Consider the following 24,949-nt stretch of genomic DNA (forward strand, 5'->3'; position numbering starts at 1 on the left):
GGCGCATCGCCCACCACCCGCGGCCGGGCCGCGTCGTAGGACCCTACGACGCGGCCCGGCCGCACCTCGTGGCAAACGGGCCACGCCGATGTCACACGTCTCACGTAGGCTCGGGGGTGAGGGAAGAAACCGGAAAAGCGACAGCACCACCGGGGGAGGGACCCACCGTGCTCATCGACACCTACGACCGGGTCGCCACCGACCTGCGCGTGTCACTCACCGACAAGTGCAATCTGCGCTGCACCTACTGCATGCCGGAAGAGGGCCTGCAGTGGCTCGGCAAGAGCGAGCTGCTCTCCGACGACGAGATCGTGCGCCTCATCCGCATCGCCGTCACCTCGCTCGGCATCACCGAGGTCCGCTTCACCGGCGGCGAGCCTCTGCTCCGCCCCGGCCTCGTCTCCATCGTCGAGCAGTGCGCCGCGCTCACCCCGCGCCCCCGCATGTCGCTCACGACCAACGGCATCGGCCTCAAGCGGACCGCCACCGCCCTCAAGGCGGCCGGACTCGACCGGGTCAACGTCTCGCTGGACACCCTGCGCCCCGACGTCTTCAAGACCCTTACCCGCCGGGACCGCCACCAGGACGTACTGGACGGTCTCCGGGCCGCCCACGAGGCCGGACTCACCCCGGTGAAGGTCAACTCCGTCCTGATGCCGGGCCTCAACGACGACGAGGCCCCCGACCTGCTCGCCTGGGCCGTCGCCCACGGGTACGAGCTCCGCTTCATCGAGCAGATGCCCCTCGACGCCCAGCACGGCTGGAAGCGCGACGGCATGATCACCGCCGGGGACATCCTCGCCTCGCTGCGCACCCGCTTCACCCTCACCCCCGAGGGTGACGAGACCCGCGGCTCCGCCCCCGCCGAGCGCTGGACCGTCGACGGCGGCCCGCACCGCGTCGGGGTGATCGCCTCCGTCACCCGGCCGTTCTGCCGCGCCTGCGACCGCACCCGGCTCACCGCCGACGGCCAGGTCCGCACCTGCCTCTTCGCCCGCGAGGAGACCGACCTGCGCGCAGCGCTGCGCGGGGAGGCGCCCGACGAGGAGATCGCCCGGCTCTGGAAGACGGCCATGTGGGGCAAGAAGGCGGGCTCCGGACTGGACGACCCGAGCTTCCTGCAGCCCGACCGCCCCATGTCCGCGATCGGCGGCTGAGGCGGCCGCCGTCCGCGACCGGCCACCGCGCCTCAGGCCCGCGGACCCGCCCCGGGGCCGTCCTCGGACTCCCAGTCCTTCAGCGTCACGACGTCCTTGAGGAAACCCCGTACGTCGAGGAACGAGGACAGGTGCTCTCGGTGCTCGTCGCAGGCTAGCCAGGTCTTGCGCCGCTCCGGCGTGTGCAGCTTGGGGTTGTTCCAGGCGAGCACCCACACGGCTTCGGCCCGGCACCCCTTGGCGGAGCAGACCGGGGCGCCGGCGGGAGTCTCGGCGGACGTCTCGGGAAAGATCACGCGTCCCAGCCTAAGCCAGACGCCTCACCGCTGACCGACCCCTGCCCGGCCAGGAAACACGCCCCCTGCCCGGCCATGAAAAAACGACGCCGGGCAGCCACGGGGGGAGCTGCCCGGCGTCGGTCTGTCGCTCCGACGGGGGATGCGGAGCGTGAGGGAAGTATGTCACGGGGACCCGGGTGCGGTGCACCGGAACGTCATGATTGATCTGACCTTTTCCCGGCCCCGCGAGACGGGTGAGGTCAGGAGTGCCCCTGCGGCGGGGGAACCCGCCCCGACGCCCCGGCGGCGTCCCCGGCCTCCGCCGTGCCGGACACCGGCCCCGCCCCCAGAGCGGGCTGCATCGGCATCGCGACGAACGTCGTCGGCAGCGAAGTCGCGTTCTCCCGGCCCGCGTTGGCGATGACCACCGCGATGTACGGCAGCAGAACGCCCAGCACCAGCGCCACGATCGCCACATGCCGCTCGACGTTCCACAGCACCGCGGCCAGCACCACCGACACCGTGCGCACCGACATCGAGATGACGTAGCGCCGCTGGCGGCCCCGGACGTCCTCCGTCAGCCCCTGACGGGCGCCCGTGATCCGAATGACCTCCGGACCCGCGTTCTTCCGCAGCATGCTCCACCACCCGATCTCGACACCGGACTTCCCGGGCCCGCGCTCGCTCCACGGTACGCCCGCCGCCCGCCGGACAGGAGACCGGGGCGCGCCTCCGGGTGAGCGCCGGCGTCCCCCGGACGGCCCAACCGGGCATGCGCCGCCCGAACGGCGGCCCAAGACTGGACGGACGCGCACTCCGCGCCGTACGAGGAGGCGAAATGGGCTGGTTGTGGGCAATCATCGTGGGGCTGGTGCTCGGTGTCATCGCCAGAGCGATCCTGCCCGGCAAACAGGACATCCCGCTCTGGCTGACCGTCGTGTTCGGCATCCTCGGCAGCATCCTGGGCAATGCCGTCGCCGGCTGGATCGGCGTCGAGGACACCAAGGGCATCGACTGGATCCGCCATGTGCTGCAACTGGCGGGCGCCGTGGCGGTCGTCGCCGTCGGCGACATGGCCTGGCAGGCGATCCGGGGCAACCGGCGGAGAACCTGACCAGCCGCCCCCGGCACAGCGCCGCGGCCGGACACGTGTGGAAGCGTGTCCGGCCGCGGCGTTCGCGTACGTGCGGTGCGTCGGCTGCCCGCCGCGGTACGGCGGACAGCGCCTCGGCGCCGGGTGCCCTGAGGGCAGGCGCCAGGGGTCAGCCGGCCGGGCGGACCTCCACGGCCGCCAGGTTCTTCTTGCCCCGGCGCAGCACCAGCCACCGCCCGTGCAGCAGCTCGCCGGCCTCCGGGGCGGCCTCGCCGTCGACGACCTTCACGTTGTTCACGTAGGCGCCGCCCTCCTTGACCGTGCGCCGGGCCCCCGACTTGCTGGGCGCCAGACCGACCTCCACCAGGAGATCGACCAGCGGGCCCAGCTCGGCCACCGCGGCGTGCGGCACCTCGGACAGGGCGGCGCTCAGCGTCGCCTCGTCCAGCTCGGCCAGATCGCCCTGGCCGAACAGCGCCTTCGACGCCGCGATCACGGCCGCGCACTGCGCGCCGCCGTGCACCAGCGTCGTCAGCTCCTCGGCCAGCGCGCGCTGCGCGGACCGCGCCTGCGGCCGCTCCTCCGTCAGCTTCTCCAGCTCCTCCAGCTCCTCACGGCTCCTGAAGCTGAGGATGCGCAGGTAGCGCGAGACGTCCCGGTCGTCCACGTTCAGCCAGAACTGGTAGAACGCGTACGGCGTCGTCATCTCCGGGTCGAGCCAGACGGCGCCGCTCTCCGACTTGCCGAACTTCGTCCCGTCCGCCTTCGTCATCAGCGGCGTCGCCAGCGCGTGCACGACGGCGCCCGGCTCCAGGCGGTGGATGAGGTCGATGCCCGCGGTGAGGTTGCCCCACTGGTCGCTGCCGCCCTGCTGGAGGGTGCAGCCGTGTCGGCGGTACAGCTCCAGGAAGTCCATGCCCTGGAGGAGCTGGTAGCTGAACTCGGTGTAGCTGATGCCCTCCTGCGACTCCAGCCGCCGGGCGACCGAGTCCTTGGTGAGCATCTTGTTGACCCGGAAGTGCTTGCCGATGTCCCGCAGGAACTCGATCGCGGACATGCCCGCGGTCCAGTCCAGGTTGTTGACCATCGTCGCCGCGTTCGGGCCCTCGAAGGTGAGGAAGGGCTCGATCTGCCTGCGCAGCCGCCCCACCCAGGCGGCGATGGTCTCCGGGTCGTTCAGCGTCCGCTCGGCGGTGGGCCGCGGGTCGCCGATCTGCCCCGTGGCCCCGCCGACCAGCGCGAGCGGCTTCAGCCCGGCCTGCTGGAGCCGCCGCATGGTGAGCACCTGCACCAGGTGCCCCACGTGCAGGCTGGCCGCGGTCGGGTCGAAGCCGCAATAGAAGGTGACGGGACCGTCCGCGAGAGCCTTGCGCAATGCGTCCTCGTCAGTGGACTGGGCGAACAGCCCGCGCCACTTCAGCTCGTCGACGATGTCCGTCACGGTTCCGGTGCTCCTTATGCCTGGTAGGTGTACGGATCAGTCTAGGCGGGTCACACGCCCGGGCTGACCGAGCTCATGTTGAAGTCCGGGACGCGCAGTGCCGGCATCGCCGCCCGGGTGAACCAGTCGCCCCACTCGCGCGGCAGCGTCCGCTCCGTACGCCCGGCCTCCGAGGCCCGCGACAGCAGGTCCACCGGCGACTCGTTGAACCGGAAGTTGTTCACCTCGCCGACGACCTCGCCGTCCTCGACCAGATACACGCCGTCCCGGGTCAGCCCGGTCAGCAGCAGCGTCGCCGGGTCCACCTCGCGGATGTACCAGAGGCAGGTCAGCAGCAGCGCCCGCCCGGTGGTCGCGGCGACCATCTCCTCCAGCGTCCGCTCGCCGCCGCCCTCCAGCAGCAGGTTGTCGACGGCCGGGGCGACCGGGAGCCCGGTCAGCCCCGCCGAGTGCCGGGTCGTCGTCAGCCGTTCCAGCCTCCCCTCCCGGACCCAGTCCGTCGACGCCAGCGGCAGCCCGTTGTCGAAGACGGAGCCGCTGTCGCCGGAGGAGTGCGCGATCACGAACGGGGCCGACTCCAGGCCCGGCGCGTACGGATCGCTGCGCAGGGTGAGCGGCAGCGGCGAGAGCGTCTCGCCCAGCCGCGTGCCGCCGCCCGGCGTCGAGAACACCGTCCGGCCCTCCACCGCGTCCCGCGCGGTCGACGACCAGAACTGGTAGATCAGCAGATCCGCCACCGCGGTCGGCGGCAGCAGCGTCTCGTACCGCCCGGCGGGCAGCTCGACCCGCCGCTCCGCCCAGCGCAGCCGCCGCGCCAGCTCCGCGTCCATCGCCGCCGGGTCGACGTCCGTGAAGTCCCGGGTGGCGCGGCCCGCCCACGCGGAGCGCGTACGGTCCGGCGACTTCGCGTTCAGCTCCAGCGTCCCGTTCGGCTGGTCGTGGCGCAGCCGCAGCCCCGTGGACGTCCCCAGATAGGTGGAGGTCATCTCGTGATGGGCGAAGCCGTACAGCTCGCGCCCCCCGGACCGGGCGCGGGCGAAGGCGTCGCCGAGCGCCGGGGCGAAGCCCGCGAAGACCTCGGAGCCGGTCTCGGCGGGCGCGTCCGTGAAGTCGGGGGAGGAGGGCACCCCGCTCACCAGCGGCTGCGCGTCCTCCGCCGGGCCCGCGCCCCGGGCCGCCGCCTCGGCGGCCCGTACCAGCGGCTCCAGCTCCTCGGAGGTCACGGCGGACCGGGAGACGACGCCCGACGCCGTCCCCCGCGCCCCGTCCGCGGTCGCGACGACCGTGAGGGTACGGCCCCGGGTCACGCCGTTCGTGGTGAGCGCGTTGCCCGCCCAGCGCAGGTTGGCCGAGGACTGCTCGTCGGCGATGACCACCAGACCGTCCGTGGTGGACAGCTCCAGCGCCCGCTCGACGATCTCGTACGGCTTGCTGACGCGGCTCATCGCCCGGCCTCCTGCGTCGTGTTGAGGATGTTGACGCCCCGGAAGAGGGCGGAGGGGCAGCCGTGCGAGACCGCCGCGACCTGGCTCGGCTGGGCCTTGCCGCAGTTGAACGCGCCACCGAGGACGTACGTCTGCGGCCCGCCCACCTTCTCCATCGAGCCCCAGAAGTCCGTGGTCGTCGCCTGGTACGCCACGTCGCGCAGCTGCCCGGCGAGCCTGCCGTTCTCGATGCGGAAGAACCGCTGCCCGGTGAACTGGAAGTTGTGGCGCTGCATGTCGATGGACCAGGACCGGTCGCCGACCACGTAGATCCCGCGCTCGACCCCGCCGATCAGGTCCTCCGTGGACAGTCCGCCCGGCTCCGGCCGCAGCGACACGTTCGCCATGCGCTGTACGGGGACGTGGCCCGGCGAGTCCGCGAACGCGCAGCCGTTGGAGCGTCCGAGCCCCGTCAGCTTCGCGATCCGGCGGTCCAGCTGGTAGCCGACGAGGGTGCCGTCCTTCACCAGGTCCCACGACTGCGCCTCGACGCCCTCGTCGTCGTACCCGATGGTCGCGAGCCCGTGCTCGGCGGTGCGGTCACCCGTCACGTTCATCACGGGGGAGCCGTAGACCAGCTTGCCGAGCTGGTCGAAGGTGGCGAACGAGGTCCCGGCGTACGCCGCCTCGTACCCCAGCGCCCGGTCCAGCTCGGTGGCGTGGCCGATGGACTCGTGGATGGTCAGCCACAGGTTCGACGGATCGACGACCAGGTCGTACGCCCCCGCCTCCACGCCCGGCGCGCGCATCTTCTCCGCGAGCAGCCCCGGGATCTGCTCCAGTTCGGCCTCCCAGTCCCAGCCGGTCCCGGTGAGGTACTCCCAGCCCCGGCCCACCGGCGGCGCGAGCGTCCGCATCGAGTCGAACTCGCCGGTCGCGCCGTCCACCGCGACGGCGGTCAACTGCGGGTGGACCCGCACCCGTTGCTGCGTGGTGACGGTCCCGGCCGTGTCCGCGTAGAACTTGTTCTCGTGCACGGCCATCAGGGACGCGTCCACATGCGCGACGCCCGCCGCGCCCAGCAGTCGTCCGCTCCACTCGGCGAGCAGCGCCGCCTTCTCCTCGTCCGGTACGGAGAAGGGGTCGACGTCGTACGCCGAGACCCAGGTCCGCTCGCCGTGCGACGGCTCGTCCGCCAGCTCCACCACCTCGTCCGAGCCGGCGGCCGCGATCACCTTCGCCGACAGCTTGGCCATCGCGACGGCCTGCGAGGCCACCTTCGCGGCCGCGTCCATCGTCAGGTCCACGCCCGAGGCGAACCCCCACGCCCCGCCGTGCACCACGCGCACCGCGTACCCGAGGTCCGTGCTGTCGGACGCCCCGGCCGGGCGGGCGTCCCGCAGCCGCCACGTGGCACCGCGCACCCGCTCCAGCCGGAAGTCGGCGTGCGTCGCGCCGAGCGCCCGCGCCCGCGCGAGCGCCGCGTCCGCCAGCGCGCGCGACGGCAGGGCCAGAAATGACTGATCTACCTCGTGGGGCACAGGGAGTTCCCTTCTCGAACCATCACGGCAGTGAACCACGCCTCCGGGCGGCGGCACCGGGCCCGGTCGCGCGCGCGACCGGAACCTGACCTTCCGTCACGCGTTCCGCCGACTCCGTGGACCCCGGCCGCGACACGGTGAGAGGATCCCCGTATGCACGGGTGGGCGGTGGGACTGAAAGCCTGGCTCTCGTCCTTGAACGAGGCGGATCTGCGTACGCTCCTGGCGCGGCACCACTGCCTTCGCCACGGAAAGTGCGTGCACGGCGCCGCACGACCCGGGCGTCAGGCGCCGACCCGCCGCGATCTGCGCGCCGTGCGGGTGTGGCTGGCCAAGGCCCGGCACCCCGGACTGCAGGGGATGGCGGCCTGCGGCCTGGCCTGGTCGGTCCAGACCCTGGTGCGGGAGCACGGCTATCCGCCCGGGACCGTGGACGAGCCCACCGACGAGCAGCTCGAGGAGATGCTCGCCGTGCTGGAGCCGCCCCTCGCACACTGGGCGCTGTACGCGCTGCTCTGCCCCGAGGCGCACGGCCTGCCCGCGGCCGGACAGGCCCACCGGCACGAACGGCGTCTGAGGGCGGCGGCGGACCGCTTGCCGCCCGATGTTCCCTCCCGGCCTCCGGGGGTCCCTGGGCCCAGCGGCGGAGTGACCGGACGAGTTCTTCCCGAAGCGCCCCGGAGTTCCGGGCCGGAGATTGAGGTAGTCGCCCCGATGGAGAGGACCGGGCCCGTCGAGGCCGCGCAGGACATGCTGGCGGAGCTGCAGAGTTCGGGCCGGCGGCTGGCGGACGCCCTGCGCGCGTCGGCCGCCGCGGTCGAGGCCGGAAGCGTGCCGCCGGACGGTGTCGCCGACGCGCTGATCCGGTGGACGGACGACCGGGGGAGGGCCGCCGAGAGCCTGGGCGCGGAAGGCTGCCCGTGGCCGGAGGACGACGGATACGAGGTGGCCGAGTCGGCGCTCGCCCGTCTGCGCGGCGCCCGGAAGGAGCAGGCCGACGCGCTCCTGCGCAAGGCGGCGACGTACGCCCAGCTGCTGGAGATGGCGGACGAGGGGGAGGAGGCCGACGATCTCCGACGCCATCTGCAGCGCATCCGGAAGCAGTTGGAGCAGTACGGCGATGTGACCGGCGCCGCGGCGCGGGAGGCTCCGCCCACGGCCCCGGAGGCGGACGCCGAAGCGGGGGCCGACGCCGACGCGGGAACCCCGGCGGCGGAGACCGAGCCGCCTGCCCGGACCCGCCCCGAGGTGACCGACCCGGACGTGACCGACCCGGACGCGGCCGAGCCGGAAGCGGTCGCTCCGGACGTGACCGACCCGGACGAGGCGCGCGGAGAAGCCGAAGCGCCTCCGGCCTCCCGCCCGGAGGACGAGAGGGACGAGAAGGAGGCGCGGGGGGACGTGAACGAGGAGGGGGCGCCCGAACCGCCTCCGGCCTCCGTTCCGGAGCGGCCCGAGCCCGCACCGCGCGACGTGGTCGGGCCGGGGGCGGGGCACACGGCCGCACCGCACTCCGCGCGGGAGCACCCGGCGGTGCTCCCGCAGCGACTCGCCCCGTCGGACGAGGAGGCGTGGCCCGAGGGCGTCGATCGTCCCGACTGGGACCCGCGGGCGCCCTGGGACACCGGGACGGTCTCCCCCGTCGTGCGTCTGCTGGCGGAGAGCCGGGTGGCGGAGGCGTACTGGATGACCGTCGCCTCCGACGAGCGCCCCGTGCGCGCCAGGGCCCTCGCCTTCGCCGCCGCCGCGTTCGGCTGCGTGTCCGACGCCGAGGCCACCCCCGTGCAGATCGCCCACGAGTTCGAGCCCGGGCTGGCGGCGGAGGACCGCGAGGCGCACCTCGTCGCGCTGGCCGCCGCGCTCCGTACCGGTGTGACCGCCCGTTGGCCGCACGTCCTGATCAGCGGGTTCGTCTCCCCGGCCGGTCTCACCGGACCCTGGCAGCACCTCCTCGACGTGCTGGTCTCCGCCGTACGCGACGGGAGGGTCTTCGAGCCGGGCATGGTGCAGGCCGACGAGGGGCGGCTGGAGGCCGACGCCCGCGACGAGATCGGCCGCACCGCCCGCCGGCTCCTTGACGACCTGCCGCGCCGCAAGATGAAGTACCAGCGCGCTTCCCAGGTCCTTCAGCACCTGGTGGGCCCGTCCGGACGGCTCCGCCAGGCGCTGAACCGAGTCATCGAGTGGTCGGAGGGCGATCAGGGGCCCAGGACCGGCGGATTCCGCGTCCTCGGGGAGGAGCTCTGGCGCCCCGAGGACATCGACCGCCTCATCCAGGACACCGACGCCCTGTTCCGTACCTCCAAGCAGGCGAAGGAACCGATAACCGCCGGGGCGCTCCGACAGCTCCACAGCGCGTGCCGCTCCGTCGGCGAGGTCATGATGCGGGCCGAGGCAGCCGCCGCGGCGAACCGCCCCCAGCCCGGGGCCAACGAGCGGGGCATCCCCGAACTGGTCTCGGTGGTGCGGGACCTGGCGGACCACCCCGAGCCGACCGGAGTGGGCGGCGCGGCCCTCGGACTGCTGCGCAGATGGCTGGCCGGCGAACCCGTCCCGTCGGCGGAGAGCGCCGAGCGCATCCGGGACGACGGGGGCCCCGTTCCGGCCGCCGACTGCCTGCTGGGCCTGCCGGACCTGCCCCGCGGGCCCGACGGCGAACCCGAGCTCGACGACCCGCGTACGGCCCGTCGGATGGCGGCGCTCCTCGCGCCCGTGGACGCGGAATCGGCCCTCGGCCGCTACCTGGAGAGCGGCGACCTCCACCTGGCCGGCGCGCTCGTCGCCGTCGCCGAGCGCGAACCGGCCGCCTTCGGCACCGGTCCGGAGTGGACCGAGGCGGCCCAGCACCGCCTGACCCAGGGGCACGAGGACTGGCGCCGCAAGGTCGGCTCCCACCACCGCGCCGCCGCCGGACTGCTCGCCCAGATGCGGACGCTCAACCAGTTGGCGCCCGACCGGGAGCGCGAGTTCGCCGGCCGCCTCCAGGAGTTCGCCGACGGCGAGGAGACGGGGCGTTACCGCTACGCCCTGGAGGCGCTGGAGGCACTGGAGGGGGAGCTGTCCTCCCTGGTGGACGAGGCCACCCGCGTCCTCCGCCAGGACCTGGCCCAGCTTCGCCGCGACCCCGACCACCCGATGGACCCGGTCGACCACGACCGCATCGCCCGCCTCATCGACGAGGGCGACACGGTCACCGCACAGGAGTTCCTCGCGCTCGCGTCGAGCCACCAGCCCCTGCCCGAGCGCATCGCGGACGAGGGAGACGAACTGGCGGGCTTCCTCGACGGCGTGGTCTCCCCCGACGCACCCCGCGCCGGGGGAGAGGGCGTCGAGGCCCACTGGTGGGCCCGGCGGTACAGCGACCCCAGCGCCTCCCTCACCCAGGCGGCCCGCGCCGGACTCGACTCCTGGCGGGCCCTGTGCACCAGACAGGGGCGCAGCAGCGAGTGGCAGCAGCATCTGCCCCGGGTCCTGAGACTGCTCGGGCTCGAACTCTCCGGGAGCCAGCTCCACACCGACCGGGCCGCCCTCGGCCAGGGGATGCGTCGCTTCAAGGTGCGGGCGAACGTCGCCGAAAGGGTCGGCTACGTCGCGGCACTCGGCTCGCGCGCCACGTCGTACACGATCCTGCTGGTCTGGGAGGAGCAGCCCGCCGACGGGCCGCTCGCCCACGTGGAGGACGCCGACGTGGGAGCCAACATCGTCCTCTACCTCCACCCCCTCGGCGCCGACGGGCGGCGCGGCCTCGCGGAGTCGGCCCGTTCCTTCGCCCAGCAGGCCCTCGTCGTCGACTCCGCCGTCATGGGCTGGATGGCCGCGCGCGCCCCCGGCGCCTTCCGGTCCCTCCAGCGCGTGACCCTGCCCTGGGCGGCGTACAACCCCTACACCCCGTTCGTCGCCGGCCTGGTGCCGCCGGAGGTCTTCTACGGACGCGACGACGAGATGCGCGAAGTCATGGGGCGCGAGGGCGGGATGTTCCTCTACGGCGGCCGCCAGCTCGGCAAGTCCGCGCTGCTGCGCCGGGTCGCGGAGATCTTCCCCAGCCGGGCCGACACCCATGTCGCCGTCTACCTGGACCTGCTCAAGGCTGAGATCGGCCACGCGGAGGCTCCGGAGCGGATCTGGAGCAGGCTGGTGGAGGACCTCAAACGCAAGGGGGTCTTCAACAACAAGATGTCCGAGCAGGCGAGCCCCGAAGTGGTGGTGAAGAACCTCCGCACCTGGCTCGACGAGGACGACACCCGGCGCGTCCTTGTCCTCGCGGACGAGGCGGACGCCTTCCTCAACACCGACTCCCGGCGCGCCTTCCGGCTCGGCAGCGAGTCGACCTTTCCCAACGTCATGCTGTTCCAGCGGCTCATGGAACAGACGGAACGCCGGTTCAAGATCGTGTTCGCCGGTCTGCACCAGGTGCAGCGGTTCGGCCACCTCTCCAACGTCTCCACCGTGCACGGCGGCCCCGACGTGCTGGTCGGCCCCCTGGGGCAGCAGGCCGCCATCCGGCTGGTCACCGAACCGATGGCCGCCCTGGGCTACACGTTCGAGCGGGCCGAACTGGTCTGGCGGATCCTCGCCATCACCAACTACCAGGCCAACCTCGTGCAGATCTTCTGCCGCGAGCTGGTGCGCGCCCTGCACTCCCGCCCCTACGCGTTCTCCGACGGCACCGTCCCCATCACCGAGGACGACGTGCAGAAGGTCGCCGCCTCGGAGACCGTACGACGGCAGATCGCCGAGCGGCTCCGCTTCACGATCAACCTGGAGGACCGCTACCGGGTCCTCGCCCTGGTGATCGCCCTGCGAAGCCTCAAGGACGGCTACCGGGGCGACTACACGGCCAGTGCCCTGCTGCAGGAGGCCCGCGAGGCGTGGCCGCAGGGCTTCGAGATGCTGAGCGCCAAGCAGGCCCAGATCTTCCTGACCGAGATGGTCGGCCTCGGCCTGCTCATCCAGCTCGGTGACCGGTCCCGCTTCGCGGTGCGCAGCCCCAACGTCGTCAACATGCTCGGCACGCGCGAGGAGCTCGAACTCGAACTCAAGGAGACCGAGTTCGGGCTGCCCTACGACTACAACCCCCGGGCCGCGCGACGGGTCCTGGGACGGGACCGGCACAGCGTGCAGCGCTACAGCCCGCTCACCGAGGAGCAACTGCACGACACCGCCCAGCCGGGCGTGAGCGTCATCGGCACCACCGACCTCTTCCGGCCGGAGCTGGTGCGGCAGGCGGTCGCCGCCTTCGCCGAGAACCGGGGCGTGGAAGTGCTCAAGCACGAGCGGGGCGGAGACCTGCAGGCCCTGGTCAAACAGCGCCGGCGCAAGGCGCATCTCCTCATCGCCGACCTCCGCGGAAGCAGCGCGGGCGAGCTGCGCACCGCGGTCCAGGTGCTGCTCAACCACGCCGGTCCGGCCTCGGACGACCTCGTCAGGCAGGCCGCGCGGCGCACCAGCAGCACCGCGAACCGCTCCGCCGTCGTCGTGGCCGACGCGACGACCGTCGCCGAGTTGGAGGCGGCCGCGGGGGAGGAGCTCTCCGTCAGGCGCCTGCGGCCCGAACGCTGGACGGCCGACGCGCTGCGCGCCTGGTCCGAGTGCCCCTTCGTATCCCGTGAGGACCGGAGCCGACTGGTCGCGGCCACCGGCGGCTGGCCGCACTGGATGGAGGCGGCGGTGACGGACGTGTCGGTGCACGGCGCCACGCTCGTCCAGGCGGTCGAACGGATCCGCGCCGTGATCAACCGGCCGGCCAACACGGAACTGCACCTGCGCCGGGCCGGTCTGGACGCCGGGGACCTGAGCCTGCTCACCGCGTGGACCGGCTACGTCGAGGAGGGCCAGGGCGCTCCCCTCGACGACGTCCAGGCCGCGATCGAGCGCGACGAACAGGACACCGACGCGTGGCTGACCCGCCTGGAGCGGCTCGGCCTCCTCGACAGCACGGACCACGGCTTCGCCGTGGAACCGGTGACCTACCGCGCGGTGCGCGCGAGCGCCGCCGGGGAGCGGTGAGATGGCGGACGAGCCGGCGGGGCCGCCCGCCCTGGCCGACCTCCCCGGCGCGCGCGGACAGGTGCGCGGGGTGACGGAGACCCTGCGCACCGGCCTGCACAGCGTCTGGCTGCTGCCCGACCGGCTGGTGGCCACGGGGCAGGCCGACGAGCTGTATCTGCGGGCCCTGTCCGGCACTCGACGGCACATCGACGTGCCCCCGACCGGGGACGCCGAGCTCCCGCCGCCCGCCGAGGGGGCCGCGAGCCACCCGTCGTGGGACGCCGGGTACGGGCCCGACACCGACCAGCTCCCCTATCTCGACCAGTACGACGACGGCTTCGACCTCGGCTGGGAAGGGGACGGGTACGCCCCCGCGATCCCCGCTCCCCGGTCCGGTGGGAGCGGCACGCCCCTCCCGCAGCGCGACCTGGCGGCACGGATCGCCAAGGAACTCTCCGCCCCGGCCGACGACGTCGCCGGCTGGCTCACGTTCCCGGACGACGGGACGCCCCCGCCCGTGATCGGCATACGCGCCTGGGCCGAACCGGACGGCGGGCCGGTGCGCGGGGCCGGCATCGAGGGGCTGCACCGCTCGCTGTCGGCGGCGGTCAGGGCGGCCGGCCTGCCTCCGGGGGAGCGGCCCAGACTGTTCGTCGTGGCCCGGCTGCGCGATCTGCCCGAGGGGCTGCCGGACGAACTGCACCAGGACTCGGGGGCGACGGCCGTCCACTGGTGGTGGGACGCGCTGGGGCGGCTGGACGTCTCGACCGCCGTCGCGTCCTGCCTGGCCGCCGCGCGCACGGCGGGCCAGGACGGCGACTCGTCGGGGGAGCGCGTGCGGCGCCAGCTCACGGCGGAGACCGTGGTCGAGATCTGCGGGCCGGACCTGGAGCTGGCGCGCGGACTCGCCCTCGGCTGGGACGGACAGCAGCGCACCCTCGACGCCGCCCTCCGGCGATGTCTCGCCGCCGGCCCGCCCGTGACCGGCGGCACCGCCGAGGCGCCCGCCCGGATGGGGGCCCGGCGCCGCCCCGGAACCGATGTCCGCGAAGCGTGGTCGGGAGGAGCCATCGCCGCCTGGGAGGGACGGCTGCGCCCGCATCCGGGCACCTGGTACCCCGTCGGCCCGGCCGCGGAACTGACCGGGGACGCCCGGGCCCGGCTGGCCGCGTTGATCGCGCAGGCCCAGCAGCGGGTGGTGCTCCCGTGGATCGAGGAGGCGCGGCAACGGCTGGCCGTACGCTCCCTGAGCCACCTCAAGCGCCCGGTCGAGAGCGTCGTCGAGGACTACATCGAGCGCCCCGCCCTCCATCTGCGCGACCGACCCGAACGGGCCTTCCTCGAAATCCAGGTGGGGGAACTGCTCCACGCCCACCGCCAGGGCGCGGTCGCGCTGCCCGGCCACGAGGCACAGCTCCTGAGACTCCTGGTCAAGGTGCGCAACATCCTGTCCCACCGGTCCGTGCTGCACGACGCCACCCTCAAGGAGTTCCGCGACGAGCTGTCCCGGTCGGACCTGCGCACTTCCTGACACCGCGGATCAACCGCGCCCCGGCGCGCGGCGCATGCGTGCACCACACACCCGGTGACGGGGACTGTAGGAACCCGACAGCGCCCCGGACAAGCCACTGTCAGGGCCCGATTCCTCGATCGGCGCACGGTACCGATAGGTTTTCGACGTACCCGACCGCCCGGGAACACGCACCAGACCGCCAAGGAAAGGGTGATCCGATGAGCCGCTCGGTTCTCGTCACCGGAGGAAACCGGGGCATCGGCCTCGCCATCGCCCGCGCCTTCGCCGACAACGGCGACCAGGTCGCGATCACCTACCGCTCCGGAGAGCCCCCTCAGATCCTCACCGACGCCGGTGTCCTCGCGGTCCGCTGCGACATCACGGACGCCGAGCAGGTGGAGCAGGCATACAAGGAGATCGAGGAGAAGCACGGTCCCGTCGAGGTGCTGGTCGCCAACGCCGGCATCACCAAGGACCAGTTGCTGATGCGGATGTCGGAGGACGATTTCACCTCCGTCGTCGACACCAACCTCACCGGCACCTTCCGGGTCGTCAAGCGCGCCAACCGCGGCATGCTGCGCGCCAAGAAGGGCCGCGTCGTCCTGATCTCCTCCGTCGTCGGACTCCTCGGCTCGGCCGGGCAGGCCAACTACGCCGCCTCCAAGGCCGGTCTCGTCGGCTTCGCCCGGTCGCTGGCCCGCGAACTCGGCTCGCGGAACATCACCTTCAACGTCGTCGCCCCCGGTTTTGTCGACACCGACATGACCCAGGTGCTCACCGAGGAGCAGCGCAAGGGCATCGTCGCCCAGGTGCCGCTCGGCCGTTACGCGCGGCCCGAGGAGATCGCCGCCGCGGTGCGCTTCCTCGCCTCCGACGACGCGTCGTACATCACTGGAGCCGTCATTCCCGTTGACGGCGGATTGGGCATGGGTCACTGATCACCATGAGCGGAATTCTCGACGGCAAGCGCATCCTGATCACCGGGGTGCTGATGGAGTCGTCCATCGCGTTCCACGCCGCGAAGGTGGCCCAGGAGCAGGGCGCCGAGGTCATCCTGACGGCCTTCCCCCGCCCCACCCTGACCGAGCGCATCGCCCGGAAGCTGCCGAAGCCGGCCAAGGTCATCGAGCTGGACGTGACCGACCAGGAGCACCTGGACCGGCTGGCCGGCCTGGTGCGCGAGGAGCTCGGTTCGCTGGACGGCGTCGTCCACTCCATCGGCTTCGCGCCGCAGGACGCGCTCGGCGGCAACTTCCTCAACACGCCGTTCGAGTCCGTCGCCACCGCGATGCACGTCTCGGCGTTCTCCCTGAAGTCGCTCGCCATGGCCTGCAAGCCGCTGATGAGCGAGGGCGGCTCGATCGTCGGCCTCACCTTCGACGCCCAGTACGCCTGGCCGCAGTACGACTGGATGGGCCCGGCCAAGGCCGCGCTGGAGGCCACCTCCCGCTACCTCGCCCGCGACCTGGGCAAGGACGGGCTGCGCTGCAACCTGATCTCCGCCGGACCGCTCCGCTCCATGGCCGCCAAGTCCATCCCGGGCTTCGAGGAGCTGGCCGACGTCTGGAACACCCGCGCCCCGCTGGCCTGGGACATGAACGACCCGGAGCCGGCCGGCCGCAGCATCGTGGCCCTGCTCTCCGACTTCTTCCCGCGCACCACGGGCGAGATCATCCACGTCGACAGCGGCGTGCACATGATGGGCGCCTGACCGCGCACGGCCCGCGCCGTACGGCCCCCGGCCGCGTCACCCCTCCCACGGCGGAGGCGGTACGCGGCCGGGGGCCGTTCACGCTCCGTGGCCCCTCGCTGCCGCTCCGGTCGAAAAGTCGGGCGATCCCCCGCAGAATGAGAAGGAACCGGACTTCTGGTCAGGCTGCGGGAGGGAGATCGCTGTGCGCCCCACGCGCCGACGGACCCGTCTCCTCCTGCTCGCCCCGCTGGCCGCCGCGGCCCTCGCCGTACCGCTGGGCGTCCACGCCGCCACGGGGGCCGATTCCGCCACCGGCGACTCGGCCGGCTCCGGTACGGGAGCGGAGCCGCCGGAGCCCGAACCGGCGGGCTCGGAGTGCCGTACGTCCGTCGAGGGCTCCCGGGTCGTCGCGTACTGCCACAACCCCTACCCCTCCGTCGACCTCGTCCGGCTGCACACCGAGTGCGACCGGTGGTGGGACGTCGACGCGGACGGCGAGGCCATCGCGGTGGAGCCCGGCCGGACCGTACGGCTGGAGGACCGCTGCTGGAAAGAGGTCGCCACGGCCTGGGTGAGCCACCGCCCCGCTCCGTGACGGCCCCCACCCCGTGGTCAACGGCTTCGGTGCGGGTGCGGGTGCGGGTGCGGGTGCGGTGCGGGCGGGTGCGGTCAGTTGCGCCGCCCCGAAGCCGTGCGGTCAGCCGGCCGCGGCGAAGCCGTTGGCCGCGGGGCGGTCAGCCGGTCGTCGCGGTGCGGGAGGCGCCGTCCGGCGCGGGGCGGGGTTCGCCGGAGGCATCCGTACCCGGTCCGGCGTCCGGTCCGGTGCGCGGCTCCAGCCACTTCAACGCGTGGCTCGCCGCCTCCGCCGCCGCCGTCTCCGCGTCCCCGGCCCGGATCGCCTCCACCAGCCGCCCGTGGTCCATGTGGTTCTCCGGGCGCAGTTCCGGTCCCACGTCACCGCGCAGATAGTCGCGCAGCAGGTCCCCGAGGTCGGCGTACAGCTCGGTCAGCACGTCGTTGTGCGAGGCCGCCACCACTGCCAGGTGCAGCGTCGCGTCCGCTGCGACGAACGCCTCCGTGTCGCCCGAGGCCCACGCCTCCTCCCGGCGCGCCATCACCGTGTCCAGCTGCCGCAGATCCCGTTCCGTGCGCCGGACCGCCGCCAGCCGGGCCGCCGACGACTCCAGCGTCGAACGCAGCTCGGCGATGTGCCGCGGGTCGGCGGCGGCGAACCTGCGGTGCATCACCCCGGCCAGCTCGCTGGTGGCGACCACGTACGTGCCCGAGCCCTGCCGGATGTCCAGGAGCCCGTTGTGCGCGAGCGCCCGTACGGCCTCCCGGACGGTGTTGCGGGCCACGCCCAGCTGCTCGACCAGTTCGGGTTCGGTCGGGATCCGCGAGCCGACCGGCCACTCGCCCGAGGTGATCTGGTTCCTCAGCTGGGCGATCACCTGGTCGGAGAGTGCCGAACGCCGCGGGGACGTCAACGCCATGGTGCTCCTTGCTCGGTCCCTCCCGGCAGCGCCGGGCGGGAAGGGGTCGGGCCGGATTCTCTCAGGTGGCCCGGGCGGTCACTGGGTGGGACGGGCGGGTCGTCGGGAGTGAGGGGCGGTCGGCCGCCGGCGGCGGGGGAGCGTTCGGAGGGTGGAACGGAGTGGACAATCAATCATCCCATGATTCTATGATGGGGCTATGCCGGACGACGATACGCAGACCGCGACCCTGAAGAGCGCCCCCACCCCGCGCACCGCCCCCGACCTCCGCGCGCCGCGGCTCCCCGACGCGAACGAGCCCCCGGCGCCCTGGCTGCTGCGCCTCATCGCCGTGGGGCTCGTCCTGGCCGCCCTGAACCTCCGCCCCGCCATTACCAGCCTCGGCGCCCTCCTGGAGGAGGTCCGCGACGGGCTGCACATGAGCGGGAGCGTGGCCGGGGTGCTCACCTCCGTACCGCCGCTCTGCTTCGCCGTCTTCGGCGTGATGGCACCGCGTCTGGCCCGCCGCTTCGGCGCGGGCGCCGTCGTCTGCGCGGGCATGGCCGCCATCGCGATCGGCGTGGGCATCCGCCCGTACGTCGGCTCCACCGCCGGCTTCCTGGCCGCCAGCGCGCTGGCGCTGATGGGCATCGCGGTCAGCAACATCCTGATGCCGGTCATCGTCAAGCGCTGGTTCCCCGACCGCGTCGGCAGCATGACCGGCCTCTACTCCATGGCCCTGGCCCTCGGCACCGCCCTGGCCGCCGCCCTCACCGTCCCCGTCACCGGCGCCCTGGGCGGGAACTGGCAGACCGGGCTGGCCGTCTGGGCCGGTCTCGCCGCCGCCGCGGTGCTGCCCTGGATCGTCCTCGTCCGCGACCGCACCCCGGCGCCCGCGCCGGCCGTCCCGGTCCCCGCCGCCTCCGGCGCGGACGCCCCGGCGCTCCGGATCACCCGCAGCCGCACCGCGTGGGCCCTCGCCTGCTTCTTCGGGCTCCAGGCCACCGCCGCGTACATCACGATGGGCTGGATGCCGCAGATCTTCCGCGACGCCGGGGTCTCCGCGGGCACCGCCGGGCTGCTGCTCGCGGTCACCATGGCGATGGGCGTCCCGCTGGCCTTCGTCATCCCCCGGGTCGCCTCACGGCTGCGCCAGCAGGGCCCCATCGTCGTCGTCCTCGGCCTGTGCGGCCTGATCGGCTACGGCGGCCTCTACCTCGCCCCCGCGGCCGGAGCCTGGGCCTGGGCGCTGCTCCTCGGTGTGGCCAACTGCGCCTTCCCGCTCGCTCTCACGATGATCGGCATGCGGGCCCGGTCCGGCGCGGGCGTGGTCCGGCTCTCCGCCTTCGCCCAGTCCACCGGCTACCTGATCTCCATCCCCGGCCCGCTGCTCGTCGGCGTCCTCTACCAGCACAGCGGCGGCTGGGGCCTCCCGATCGCCCTGATGGCCGGACTGATGATCCCGCAGATGGCGGTCGGTTTCCTCGCGGGACGGGACCGGACGATCGAGGACGAGTGCTGAGATGCGACACTGACCTCATGCCAGTGCTCGATCCGAATCCCCAGAACGGCCAGAAGAAGCTTCTCCTCGTCTTCGGGGCCATGCTTCTCGTCACCGTCGTCATCGGTGTGATCGCCACGATCGCCTCGCCCTGACGTCCGGAACCTGTTCCGGCGCCGACGGCCCGATTCCGCCGGCCCCGGAGCCCGGAGCCCGTATGCGGGGGGTGGGGTTAACTCCCCTACCCCTAGGGGGCCAGGGTCAGGGTCGGGTGGGTGGGTCACCGGATGGAAGCGGCCCCCCGCGGTCCGTAAGTTCATCGGTGACGACCCGATGACCCGACGGAGGCGGACATGCCGGCACCGACGCACCCCAAGTCCCCCGGCCCGCCCGCGGGCGGTGTCCCGATCCGCCTGCCCTGGTGGGCTGTGGTCCTGCCCGCGGCCGCCTTCGCCGTCCTGCTGACCATGATCCTCAGCCCCGCGCAGGCGCATGCCGCCACCGGCGCCCCCGTGCTGGGACAGCTGGTCGAGTACACCCTCCGGCTGCTGTTCCGCTGAGCCCGGCCGGCCCCCGGCCACTGCGCCGCCTCCCCGGACGAGCCCGTCAACACCCTGCGCCACAGGCCGGTTTTCATGCGAAGCTGAGATGTATGAGCGTCGAGACACCTCGCAGGATCGTCCTTCTCCGGCATGCCAAGGCGGAATGGTCACAGGCTTCCGACCATGAGCGCCCGCTGGCCGAACGCGGACGCAAGGACGCGCCCGTCGCCGGCCGCCGGCTCGCCGATTCCGGCATCGACTTCGACCTGGCCCTCTGCTCCAGCGCCGTCCGGACGCGGGAGACCTGGAAGCTGGCAGTCCACGAGTTCGCCGAGCGTCCCCGGACCGTCTACGAGGAGAGGCTGTACGAGGCGTCCCTCGGTGAGCTGATCGCCCTGTTCAACGAGACCCCGGACGAGGTGCGCAACCTCCTGGTCATCGGCCACAACCCCGGGATGCACGGGGCCGCCGACGCCCTCTCCGGTTCCGCCGAGGGCGACACCCTGGCCCGGATGACCCGGGACGGCTTCCCCACCGCCTCGTACGCCGTGGTGGAGTTCCCCGGCTCCTGGAAGAGCGTGGAACACGGGGCCGGCAAGCTCACCGAGTACTGGACGCCGAACGACTGAGCCGCCCCCACGACCGACCGCGCCCCACGCGCCCGTAGGACCGACCGCCCGCCCTACCGCGGGCACGCGCGCCGCGGCCCCGGCACATCCTCTGTGCCGGGGCCGTCGCACGTGAGCCACCGGAGCCGCGGGCCGGGGAGCACTCCGCGTACGGCTCCGAATCCGCCGGGCCGAAACTCCGCCGGGCCGAAACTCCGCCGGGCCGAATCCGCCGGGCCCCGGCCCCGGGATCGGGACCGGGCCCCGGGGGAGGTCAGCCGACGAGGCCGTCCGCCGCCTCCACCTCTTCCCGGGTGATACCGAGCAGATAGAGCACCGTGTCCAGGAACGGCACGTTCACCGCGGTGTGCGCCGCCTCCCGGACCACCGGCTTGGCGTTGAACGCGACACCGAGCCCGGCGGTGTTGAGCATGTCGAGGTCGTTCGCCCCGTCCCCGATCGCCACCGTCTGCGCCAGCGGCACCCCGGCCTGCTCGGCGAAGCTCCGCAGCAGCCGCGCCTTGCCCGCCCGGTCCACCACCTCGCCGACGACCCGGCCGGTCAGCCTGCCGTCCACCACTTCCAGGGTGTTGGCCGAGGCGAAGTCGAGGCCGAGCCGCTCCTTCAGGTCGTCCGTGACCTGCGTGAAACCGCCGGAGACCACGCCGACCTGGTAGCCGAGCCGCTTCAGCGTACGGATGAGAGTGCGGGCGCCCGGGGTGAGCCGCACCTCGGCGCGGACCTTGTCCACCACCGAGGCGTCCAGACCGGCCAGCAGCGCGACCCGGGCGTGCAGCGACTGCTCGAAGTCCAGCTCGCCGCGCATCGCCTGCTCGGTCACCTCGGCGACCTTGTCCTCGCAGCCCGCGTGCGCCGCGAACAGCTCGATGACCTCGTCCTGGATCAGCGTGGAGTCGACGTCCATCACCACCAGGCGCTGGGCCCGGCGGCTCAGGCCCGCCGAGACCACCGCGACGTCCACGCCGATCTCCGCCGCCTCGGTCGCGAGCGCCGTCCGCAACTGCTCGGTCCCGGTCCCCGACACCGCGAACTCGACGGCGGTGACCGGGTACTTCGCCAGCCGGAAGATCCGGTCGATGTTCCCGCCGGTCGAGGTGATGCTGGCCGCTATGGCGGCGGTCGACTCCGCCGTCAGCGGATGCCCCAGCACCGTCACGTACGAACGGCCGTCGCCGCGGGGGCGGTTGTCGCCGATGCCGGAGATGATCTCGGCCTGGAGGTTCAGCGAGTCGGCCCAGCTGTGCACGGTCGCCCGCAGATCGCCCTCCGTGCTCCCGCCCACGGCGGGCGGGGTCACAAGGGCGCAGAGCACGATGCGTCCCCGGGTGACGACCTGCTCGATGTCCACGACGTCGACCGCGTACGCGGCGAGGGTGTCGAAGAGGCCGGCGGTGATACCGGGCCGGTCCTTGCCGAAGATCTTGACGAGAAGAGTGGGGGAGTCGCCGGTCCGGGAGGGCTCGCCACCCGCCCCGTCGACCCGACGGGGCTCGGGGGGCTCGACGGACCCGGAAGACGGGAGGGGCTGGGATGGCTGGGGTGCGCTCATGGTGCTCCCACCGTATCGGTCCCGCCGCCGCCCCCGGCCGACCGTCCCGAGTGCCGGACGCCTTCGCCCCGGCCTCCCGCGACTGTCCTCCCGCGACCGGGCTCCCGTGAGCGCCTTCCCGCGACCGGGCTCCCGTACCGCTCGGCGACGGTCCTCGGCCCGGACGCGCGGCCGGGACGCGGAACTGGCCGGTACGGGTCTTGCGCTCCGCCGCGCCGCCTGCCGCGCAATGGGGCGGTATGGCGCTGTTGAGCCGTCTACGGGCCGTCATGCGATGTTCATCCGGACGTCGACCGATCCGGACGTTTTCGCCCCCCGATATCAGGGCATCCGGCCGGGTCTCCGCGCGGTCTTCACCCGTCCGACTTTCCGACAGGGGACTGGTCCTGGAATAGTTCCCCACGATGTTCAGCATCCCTAGACTCCCTGCGACGGGGGTAACACGGGGGACAACTAGTGGGGCGCGGAGTGCCGGAACTCGTACTGGAATTGAATGGCAGCACCTGGACGCTCGATCCGTCCAGGACGTACACCCTGGGGCGTGATCCGCAGGGCGACCTGACGATCGACGACGCCAGGGTCTCGTGGCGGCACGCCACGATCAGCTGGAACGGCCGCAGTTGGTCGATCGAGGACCACGGCAGCACCAACGGCACCTATGTGCAGGGCCGGCGGGTCCAGCAGGTCGAGATCGGCGCCGGCACGGTGCTGCACCTCGGCAACGCCACGGACGGGCCCCGGGTGAGCCTCGGCGCGCCGGCCGCCGGAGCCGCCGGCGCCCAGGCCGCAGCCGCTCAACCGGCGCCCGCTCAGCAACCGCACCAGCAACCGCAGGGCGCCGGCGCGGGCTGGCCCGGCCACCAGGCCCCGGCCCAGCACCAAGCCCAGGCCCAGGCCCAGGCGTGGCAGCAGCCGCAGGCGCCCCAGCAGCAGGTCCCGCACCAGCAGCCCCCGCACCAGGGCGTGCCGCACCAGCAGAGCCCCGGACACCTGGCCGGACCGGGACAGGGCGGTGCCGCGGGGGCGCCGCCGGTCTACGGCGACCGCAGCCCGACCACGTTCCACCAGCTGGATCTCGGCCGGGTCATGCGCATCGGTCGTGCGCTGGAGAACGAACTGGTCGTCTCCGACCTCCAGGTCTCCCGCCACCACGCCGAATTCCGCGCGACGCCCGACGGCCGCTACGAGATCCGCGACCTCGGCTCGCACAACGGCACGTACGTCAACGGCCAGCCGCTCCAGAAGTCCGGCTCCGCCCTCATCGGCCCGAACGACATCGTCGGCGTCGGCCACTCGACGTTCCGGCTGGTCGGGGACCGGCTGGAGGAGTTCGTCGACACCGGTGAGGTCTCCTTCTCCGCCCGCCATCTCACGGTGACGGTCGACGGCGGGAAGCAGATCCTCAAGGACGTCTCCTTCGGCGTCCCCGAGAAGTCCCTGATCGCGGTCATCGGCCCGTCCGGCTCCGGAAAGTCCACCCTGCTCAAGGCGCTCACCGGCTACCGGCCCGCCGACCAGGGTGACGTCCTCTACGACAACCGGAACCTGTACAAGCAGTTCGCCGAGCTGCGCCAGCGCATCGGCCTCGTTCCGCAGGACGACATCCTGCACAAGGAACTGACCGTCTCCAAGGCGCTCAAGTACGCGGCCAGGCTCCGCTTCCCCTCGGACACCACCGAGGCCGAGCGCCAGGCCCGGATCACCGAGGTCCTCGCCGAGCTGAAGCTCGACATCCACAAGGACAAGCGGATCACCTCGCTCTCCGGCGGCCAGCGCAAGCGCGTCTCGGTCGCCCTGGAGCTGCTGACCAAGCCCTCGCTGATCTTCCTGGACGAGCCGACCTCCGGCCTCGACCCGGGCATGGACCGCGACGTCATGCAGCTGTTGCGCGGTCTCGCGGACGACGGCCGCACGGTGCTCGTGGTCACGCACTCGGTGGCCGAGCTGGCGATCTGCGACAAGCTCCTGGTGATGGCGCCCGGCGGCTCGGTCGCCTACTTCGGCCCGCCGGAGGAGGCGCTGAACTTCTTCGGCTACACGAGCTGGGCCGACGTCTTCTCCGCCTTCGAGAACTACCGCGACTACGACTGGGCGGGCCGCTGGCGCGGATCGCAGCACTACCAGCTGTACGCCGCCGACATCGACGCGGTCGCCGCCCAGCCGGTCACCATGCCGCCCCCGCAGCAGATGCGGCCGCCGAAGCCGCAGACCTGGGGCACGCAGCTGTGGACCCTGGTGCGCCGCTACTCCTCCGTCATCGCCTCCGACAAGGCGTTCCTCGGCCTGATGGTGGCGCTGCCGGCGGTGATCGGCGTGCTGAGCGCGGTCATCCCCGCGGAGTTCGGCCTGACCGCGCCCACCCCGCCGACCCGGTTCAACGGGAAGTCCGGAATGATCCTGCTGATCCTCGCGGTCGGCATCTGCCTCGCCGGTTCGGCCAGCTCCGTACGCGAACTGATCAAGGAACGCGTCATCTACGAACGGGAACGGGCCACCGGCCTCTCCCGCTCGGCCTATCTGGTGTCCAAGGTGATCGTGCTCGGCGTGATCACCGCGTTCCAGAGCGTCATCCTCTGCGGCATCTGCTTCGCCGTCCGCGACCTGCCGGCCGAGGGCCTGTTCATGCCGCCGGCCGTCGAGATCTGCCTCTCCATCGTGGCCCTCGGCTTCACCTCGATGATGTTCGGCCTGATGATCTCCGCGATGGTGAAGACCTCCGAGATGACCATGCCCCTGCTGGTCATGTTCGCCATCGTCCAGCTGGTGTTCACCGGCGTCCTCTTCCAGGTGTACGGGACCCCCGGCCTGGAGCAGCTCACCTGGCTGATGCCGTCCCGCTGGGGCGTCGCCGCGGCCGGCACCACGCTGGACCTGGCCAACCTGATGCCGCCGTGGGACCCGAAGAACCCGACCGACCTGGACCCGCTCTGGGAGGCCACGGCGACCCAGTGGGGGATCAACATCTTCGTGCTGCTGGTGATCGCCCTCGTCTGCGCCTTCGCGGTCGCCAGGCTGCTGCGCCGCCACGAGCCCGAGGTCATGCGCAAGTAGGTCCCGCCCGCGCCGCGAACCCCGCGGCGCGCCACCGGTACGACGCCGAGGCCGGCACCCCGCGGGGTGCCGGCCTC

General features: G+C 72.8%; 19 protein-coding genes. 12 read left to right on the forward strand and 7 right to left on the reverse strand.

From position 1 onward, the window contains the following. Nucleotides 1–167 precede the first annotated feature (167 nt). The gene (gene moaA, locus IF19_RS0123815; RefSeq protein WP_030196405.1) at nucleotides 168–1,157 is read left to right on the forward strand and encodes a GTP 3',8-cyclase MoaA; all 990 of its coding nucleotides are present in this window, start codon (nucleotides 168–170) and stop codon (nucleotides 1,155–1,157) included. Nucleotides 1,158–1,189: 32 nt separating this feature from the next. Here moaA and IF19_RS0123820 read toward each other — a convergent pair whose 3' ends face one another. Together IF19_RS0123820 and IF19_RS0123825 are read right to left on the reverse strand one after the other, a co-directional pair. Continuing rightward, complete coding sequence (locus tag IF19_RS0123820) at nucleotides 1,190–1,453, reverse strand: hypothetical protein (protein ID WP_030196409.1); 264 nt, start codon at nucleotides 1,451–1,453, stop codon at nucleotides 1,190–1,192. A 242-nt stretch (nucleotides 1,454–1,695) separates the two neighbouring features. Then, nucleotides 1,696–2,073 carry a DUF3099 domain-containing protein gene (locus tag IF19_RS0123825; RefSeq protein ID WP_030117430.1) on the reverse strand — a complete coding sequence of 126 codons (378 nt, stop codon included), beginning with the start codon at nucleotides 2,071–2,073 and terminating at the stop codon, nucleotides 1,696–1,698. A gap of 200 nt (nucleotides 2,074–2,273) precedes the next feature. On the opposite strand from IF19_RS0123825, the gene IF19_RS0123830 reads away from it, so the two are divergent. Then, nucleotides 2,274–2,549 (forward strand): GlsB/YeaQ/YmgE family stress response membrane protein, encoded by a 276-nt coding sequence (locus IF19_RS0123830; protein ID WP_030117431.1) that lies wholly within the window; start codon nucleotides 2,274–2,276, stop codon nucleotides 2,547–2,549. Between the two features lie 148 nt (nucleotides 2,550–2,697). Here IF19_RS0123830 and tyrS read toward each other — a convergent pair whose 3' ends face one another. Genes tyrS through IF19_RS0123845 form a run of 3 tightly spaced genes read right to left on the reverse strand, consistent with a single transcriptional unit; the run spans nucleotide 2,698 to nucleotide 6,934 of the window. Further along, on the reverse strand, nucleotides 2,698–3,969 hold the full coding sequence (tyrS, locus tag IF19_RS0123835; RefSeq protein ID WP_030117432.1) for a tyrosine--tRNA ligase: 1,272 nt from the start codon (nucleotides 3,967–3,969) through the stop codon (nucleotides 2,698–2,700). A 50-nt stretch (nucleotides 3,970–4,019) separates the two neighbouring features. Next, the gene (locus IF19_RS0123840; protein WP_030117433.1) at nucleotides 4,020–5,414 is read right to left on the reverse strand and encodes a metallopeptidase TldD-related protein; all 1,395 of its coding nucleotides are present in this window, start codon (nucleotides 5,412–5,414) and stop codon (nucleotides 4,020–4,022) included. Then, on the reverse strand, nucleotides 5,411–6,934 hold the full coding sequence (locus IF19_RS0123845) for a TldD/PmbA family protein (protein ID WP_030117434.1): 1,524 nt from the start codon (nucleotides 6,932–6,934) through the stop codon (nucleotides 5,411–5,413). Before IF19_RS0123845 ends, IF19_RS0123840 begins: the two co-directional genes overlap by 4 nt. 258 nt (nucleotides 6,935–7,192) lie before the next feature. On the opposite strand from IF19_RS0123845, the gene IF19_RS0123850 reads away from it, so the two are divergent. The 5 genes from IF19_RS0123850 to IF19_RS0123870 all read left to right on the forward strand — a co-directional run bounded on the left by IF19_RS0123850 (nucleotide 7,193) and on the right by IF19_RS0123870 (nucleotide 16,723). After that, complete coding sequence (locus IF19_RS0123850; protein WP_128647578.1) at nucleotides 7,193–12,940, forward strand: hypothetical protein; 5,748 nt, start codon at nucleotides 7,193–7,195, stop codon at nucleotides 12,938–12,940. Between the two features lies 1 nt (nucleotide 12,941). Beyond that, entirely contained in the window at nucleotides 12,942–14,453 is a 1,512-nt protein-coding gene (locus IF19_RS0123855; RefSeq protein WP_030117437.1) for a hypothetical protein, read from the forward strand. 200 nt (nucleotides 14,454–14,653) lie between these two features. Beyond that, nucleotides 14,654–15,373, forward strand: coding sequence for a 3-oxoacyl-[acyl-carrier-protein] reductase (gene fabG / locus IF19_RS0123860; protein ID WP_030117438.1), 720 nt, complete (start codon nucleotides 14,654–14,656; stop codon nucleotides 15,371–15,373). 5 nt (nucleotides 15,374–15,378) lie between these two features. Continuing rightward, complete coding sequence (gene fabI / locus IF19_RS0123865; RefSeq protein WP_030117439.1) at nucleotides 15,379–16,146, forward strand: enoyl-ACP reductase FabI; 768 nt, start codon at nucleotides 15,379–15,381, stop codon at nucleotides 16,144–16,146. A 184-nt stretch (nucleotides 16,147–16,330) separates the two neighbouring features. Then, nucleotides 16,331–16,723, forward strand: a complete 393-nt coding sequence (locus IF19_RS0123870) for a hypothetical protein (RefSeq protein ID WP_030117440.1) — start codon at nucleotides 16,331–16,333, stop codon at nucleotides 16,721–16,723. 139 nt (nucleotides 16,724–16,862) lie between these two features. On the opposite strand, the gene IF19_RS0123875 is transcribed toward IF19_RS0123870, so the two are convergent. Further along, entirely contained in the window at nucleotides 16,863–17,621 is a 759-nt protein-coding gene (locus IF19_RS0123875) for a FadR/GntR family transcriptional regulator (protein WP_223872640.1), read from the reverse strand. 199 nt (nucleotides 17,622–17,820) lie between these two features. On the opposite strand from IF19_RS0123875, the gene IF19_RS0123880 reads away from it, so the two are divergent. The 4 genes from IF19_RS0123880 (at nucleotide 17,821) to IF19_RS0123895 (ending at nucleotide 20,272) form a co-directional block, all read left to right on the forward strand. Continuing rightward, on the forward strand, nucleotides 17,821–19,122 hold the full coding sequence (locus IF19_RS0123880; RefSeq protein WP_030120072.1) for a CynX/NimT family MFS transporter: 1,302 nt from the start codon (nucleotides 17,821–17,823) through the stop codon (nucleotides 19,120–19,122). 17 nt (nucleotides 19,123–19,139) lie between these two features. Continuing rightward, nucleotides 19,140–19,256, forward strand: a complete 117-nt coding sequence (locus tag IF19_RS1000000138705) for an SGM_5486 family transporter-associated protein (protein WP_006123569.1) — start codon at nucleotides 19,140–19,142, stop codon at nucleotides 19,254–19,256. Nucleotides 19,257–19,454: 198 nt separating this feature from the next. Then, nucleotides 19,455–19,661 (forward strand): hypothetical protein, encoded by a 207-nt coding sequence (locus tag IF19_RS0123890; RefSeq protein WP_030117443.1) that lies wholly within the window; start codon nucleotides 19,455–19,457, stop codon nucleotides 19,659–19,661. A 92-nt stretch (nucleotides 19,662–19,753) separates the two neighbouring features. Next, complete coding sequence (locus IF19_RS0123895; RefSeq protein ID WP_030117444.1) at nucleotides 19,754–20,272, forward strand: SixA phosphatase family protein; 519 nt, start codon at nucleotides 19,754–19,756, stop codon at nucleotides 20,270–20,272. A gap of 253 nt (nucleotides 20,273–20,525) precedes the next feature. On the opposite strand, the gene serB is transcribed toward IF19_RS0123895, so the two are convergent. Further along, entirely contained in the window at nucleotides 20,526–21,821 is a 1,296-nt protein-coding gene (gene serB / locus IF19_RS0123900) for a phosphoserine phosphatase SerB (protein WP_030117445.1), read from the reverse strand. A 456-nt stretch (nucleotides 21,822–22,277) separates the two neighbouring features. Between serB and IF19_RS0123905 the strand changes: the two genes are divergently transcribed. Then, nucleotides 22,278–24,872: an ABC transporter ATP-binding protein/permease gene (locus tag IF19_RS0123905; RefSeq protein ID WP_030117446.1), complete on the forward strand. Its 2,595-nt coding sequence runs from the start codon at nucleotides 22,278–22,280 to the stop codon at nucleotides 24,870–24,872. Nucleotides 24,873–24,949: the final 77 nt, after the last annotated feature.

The sequence above is a fragment of the Streptomyces californicus genome, assembly GCF_000717645.1.
GTDB lineage: Bacteria > Actinomycetota > Actinomycetes > Streptomycetales > Streptomycetaceae > Streptomyces > Streptomyces californicus.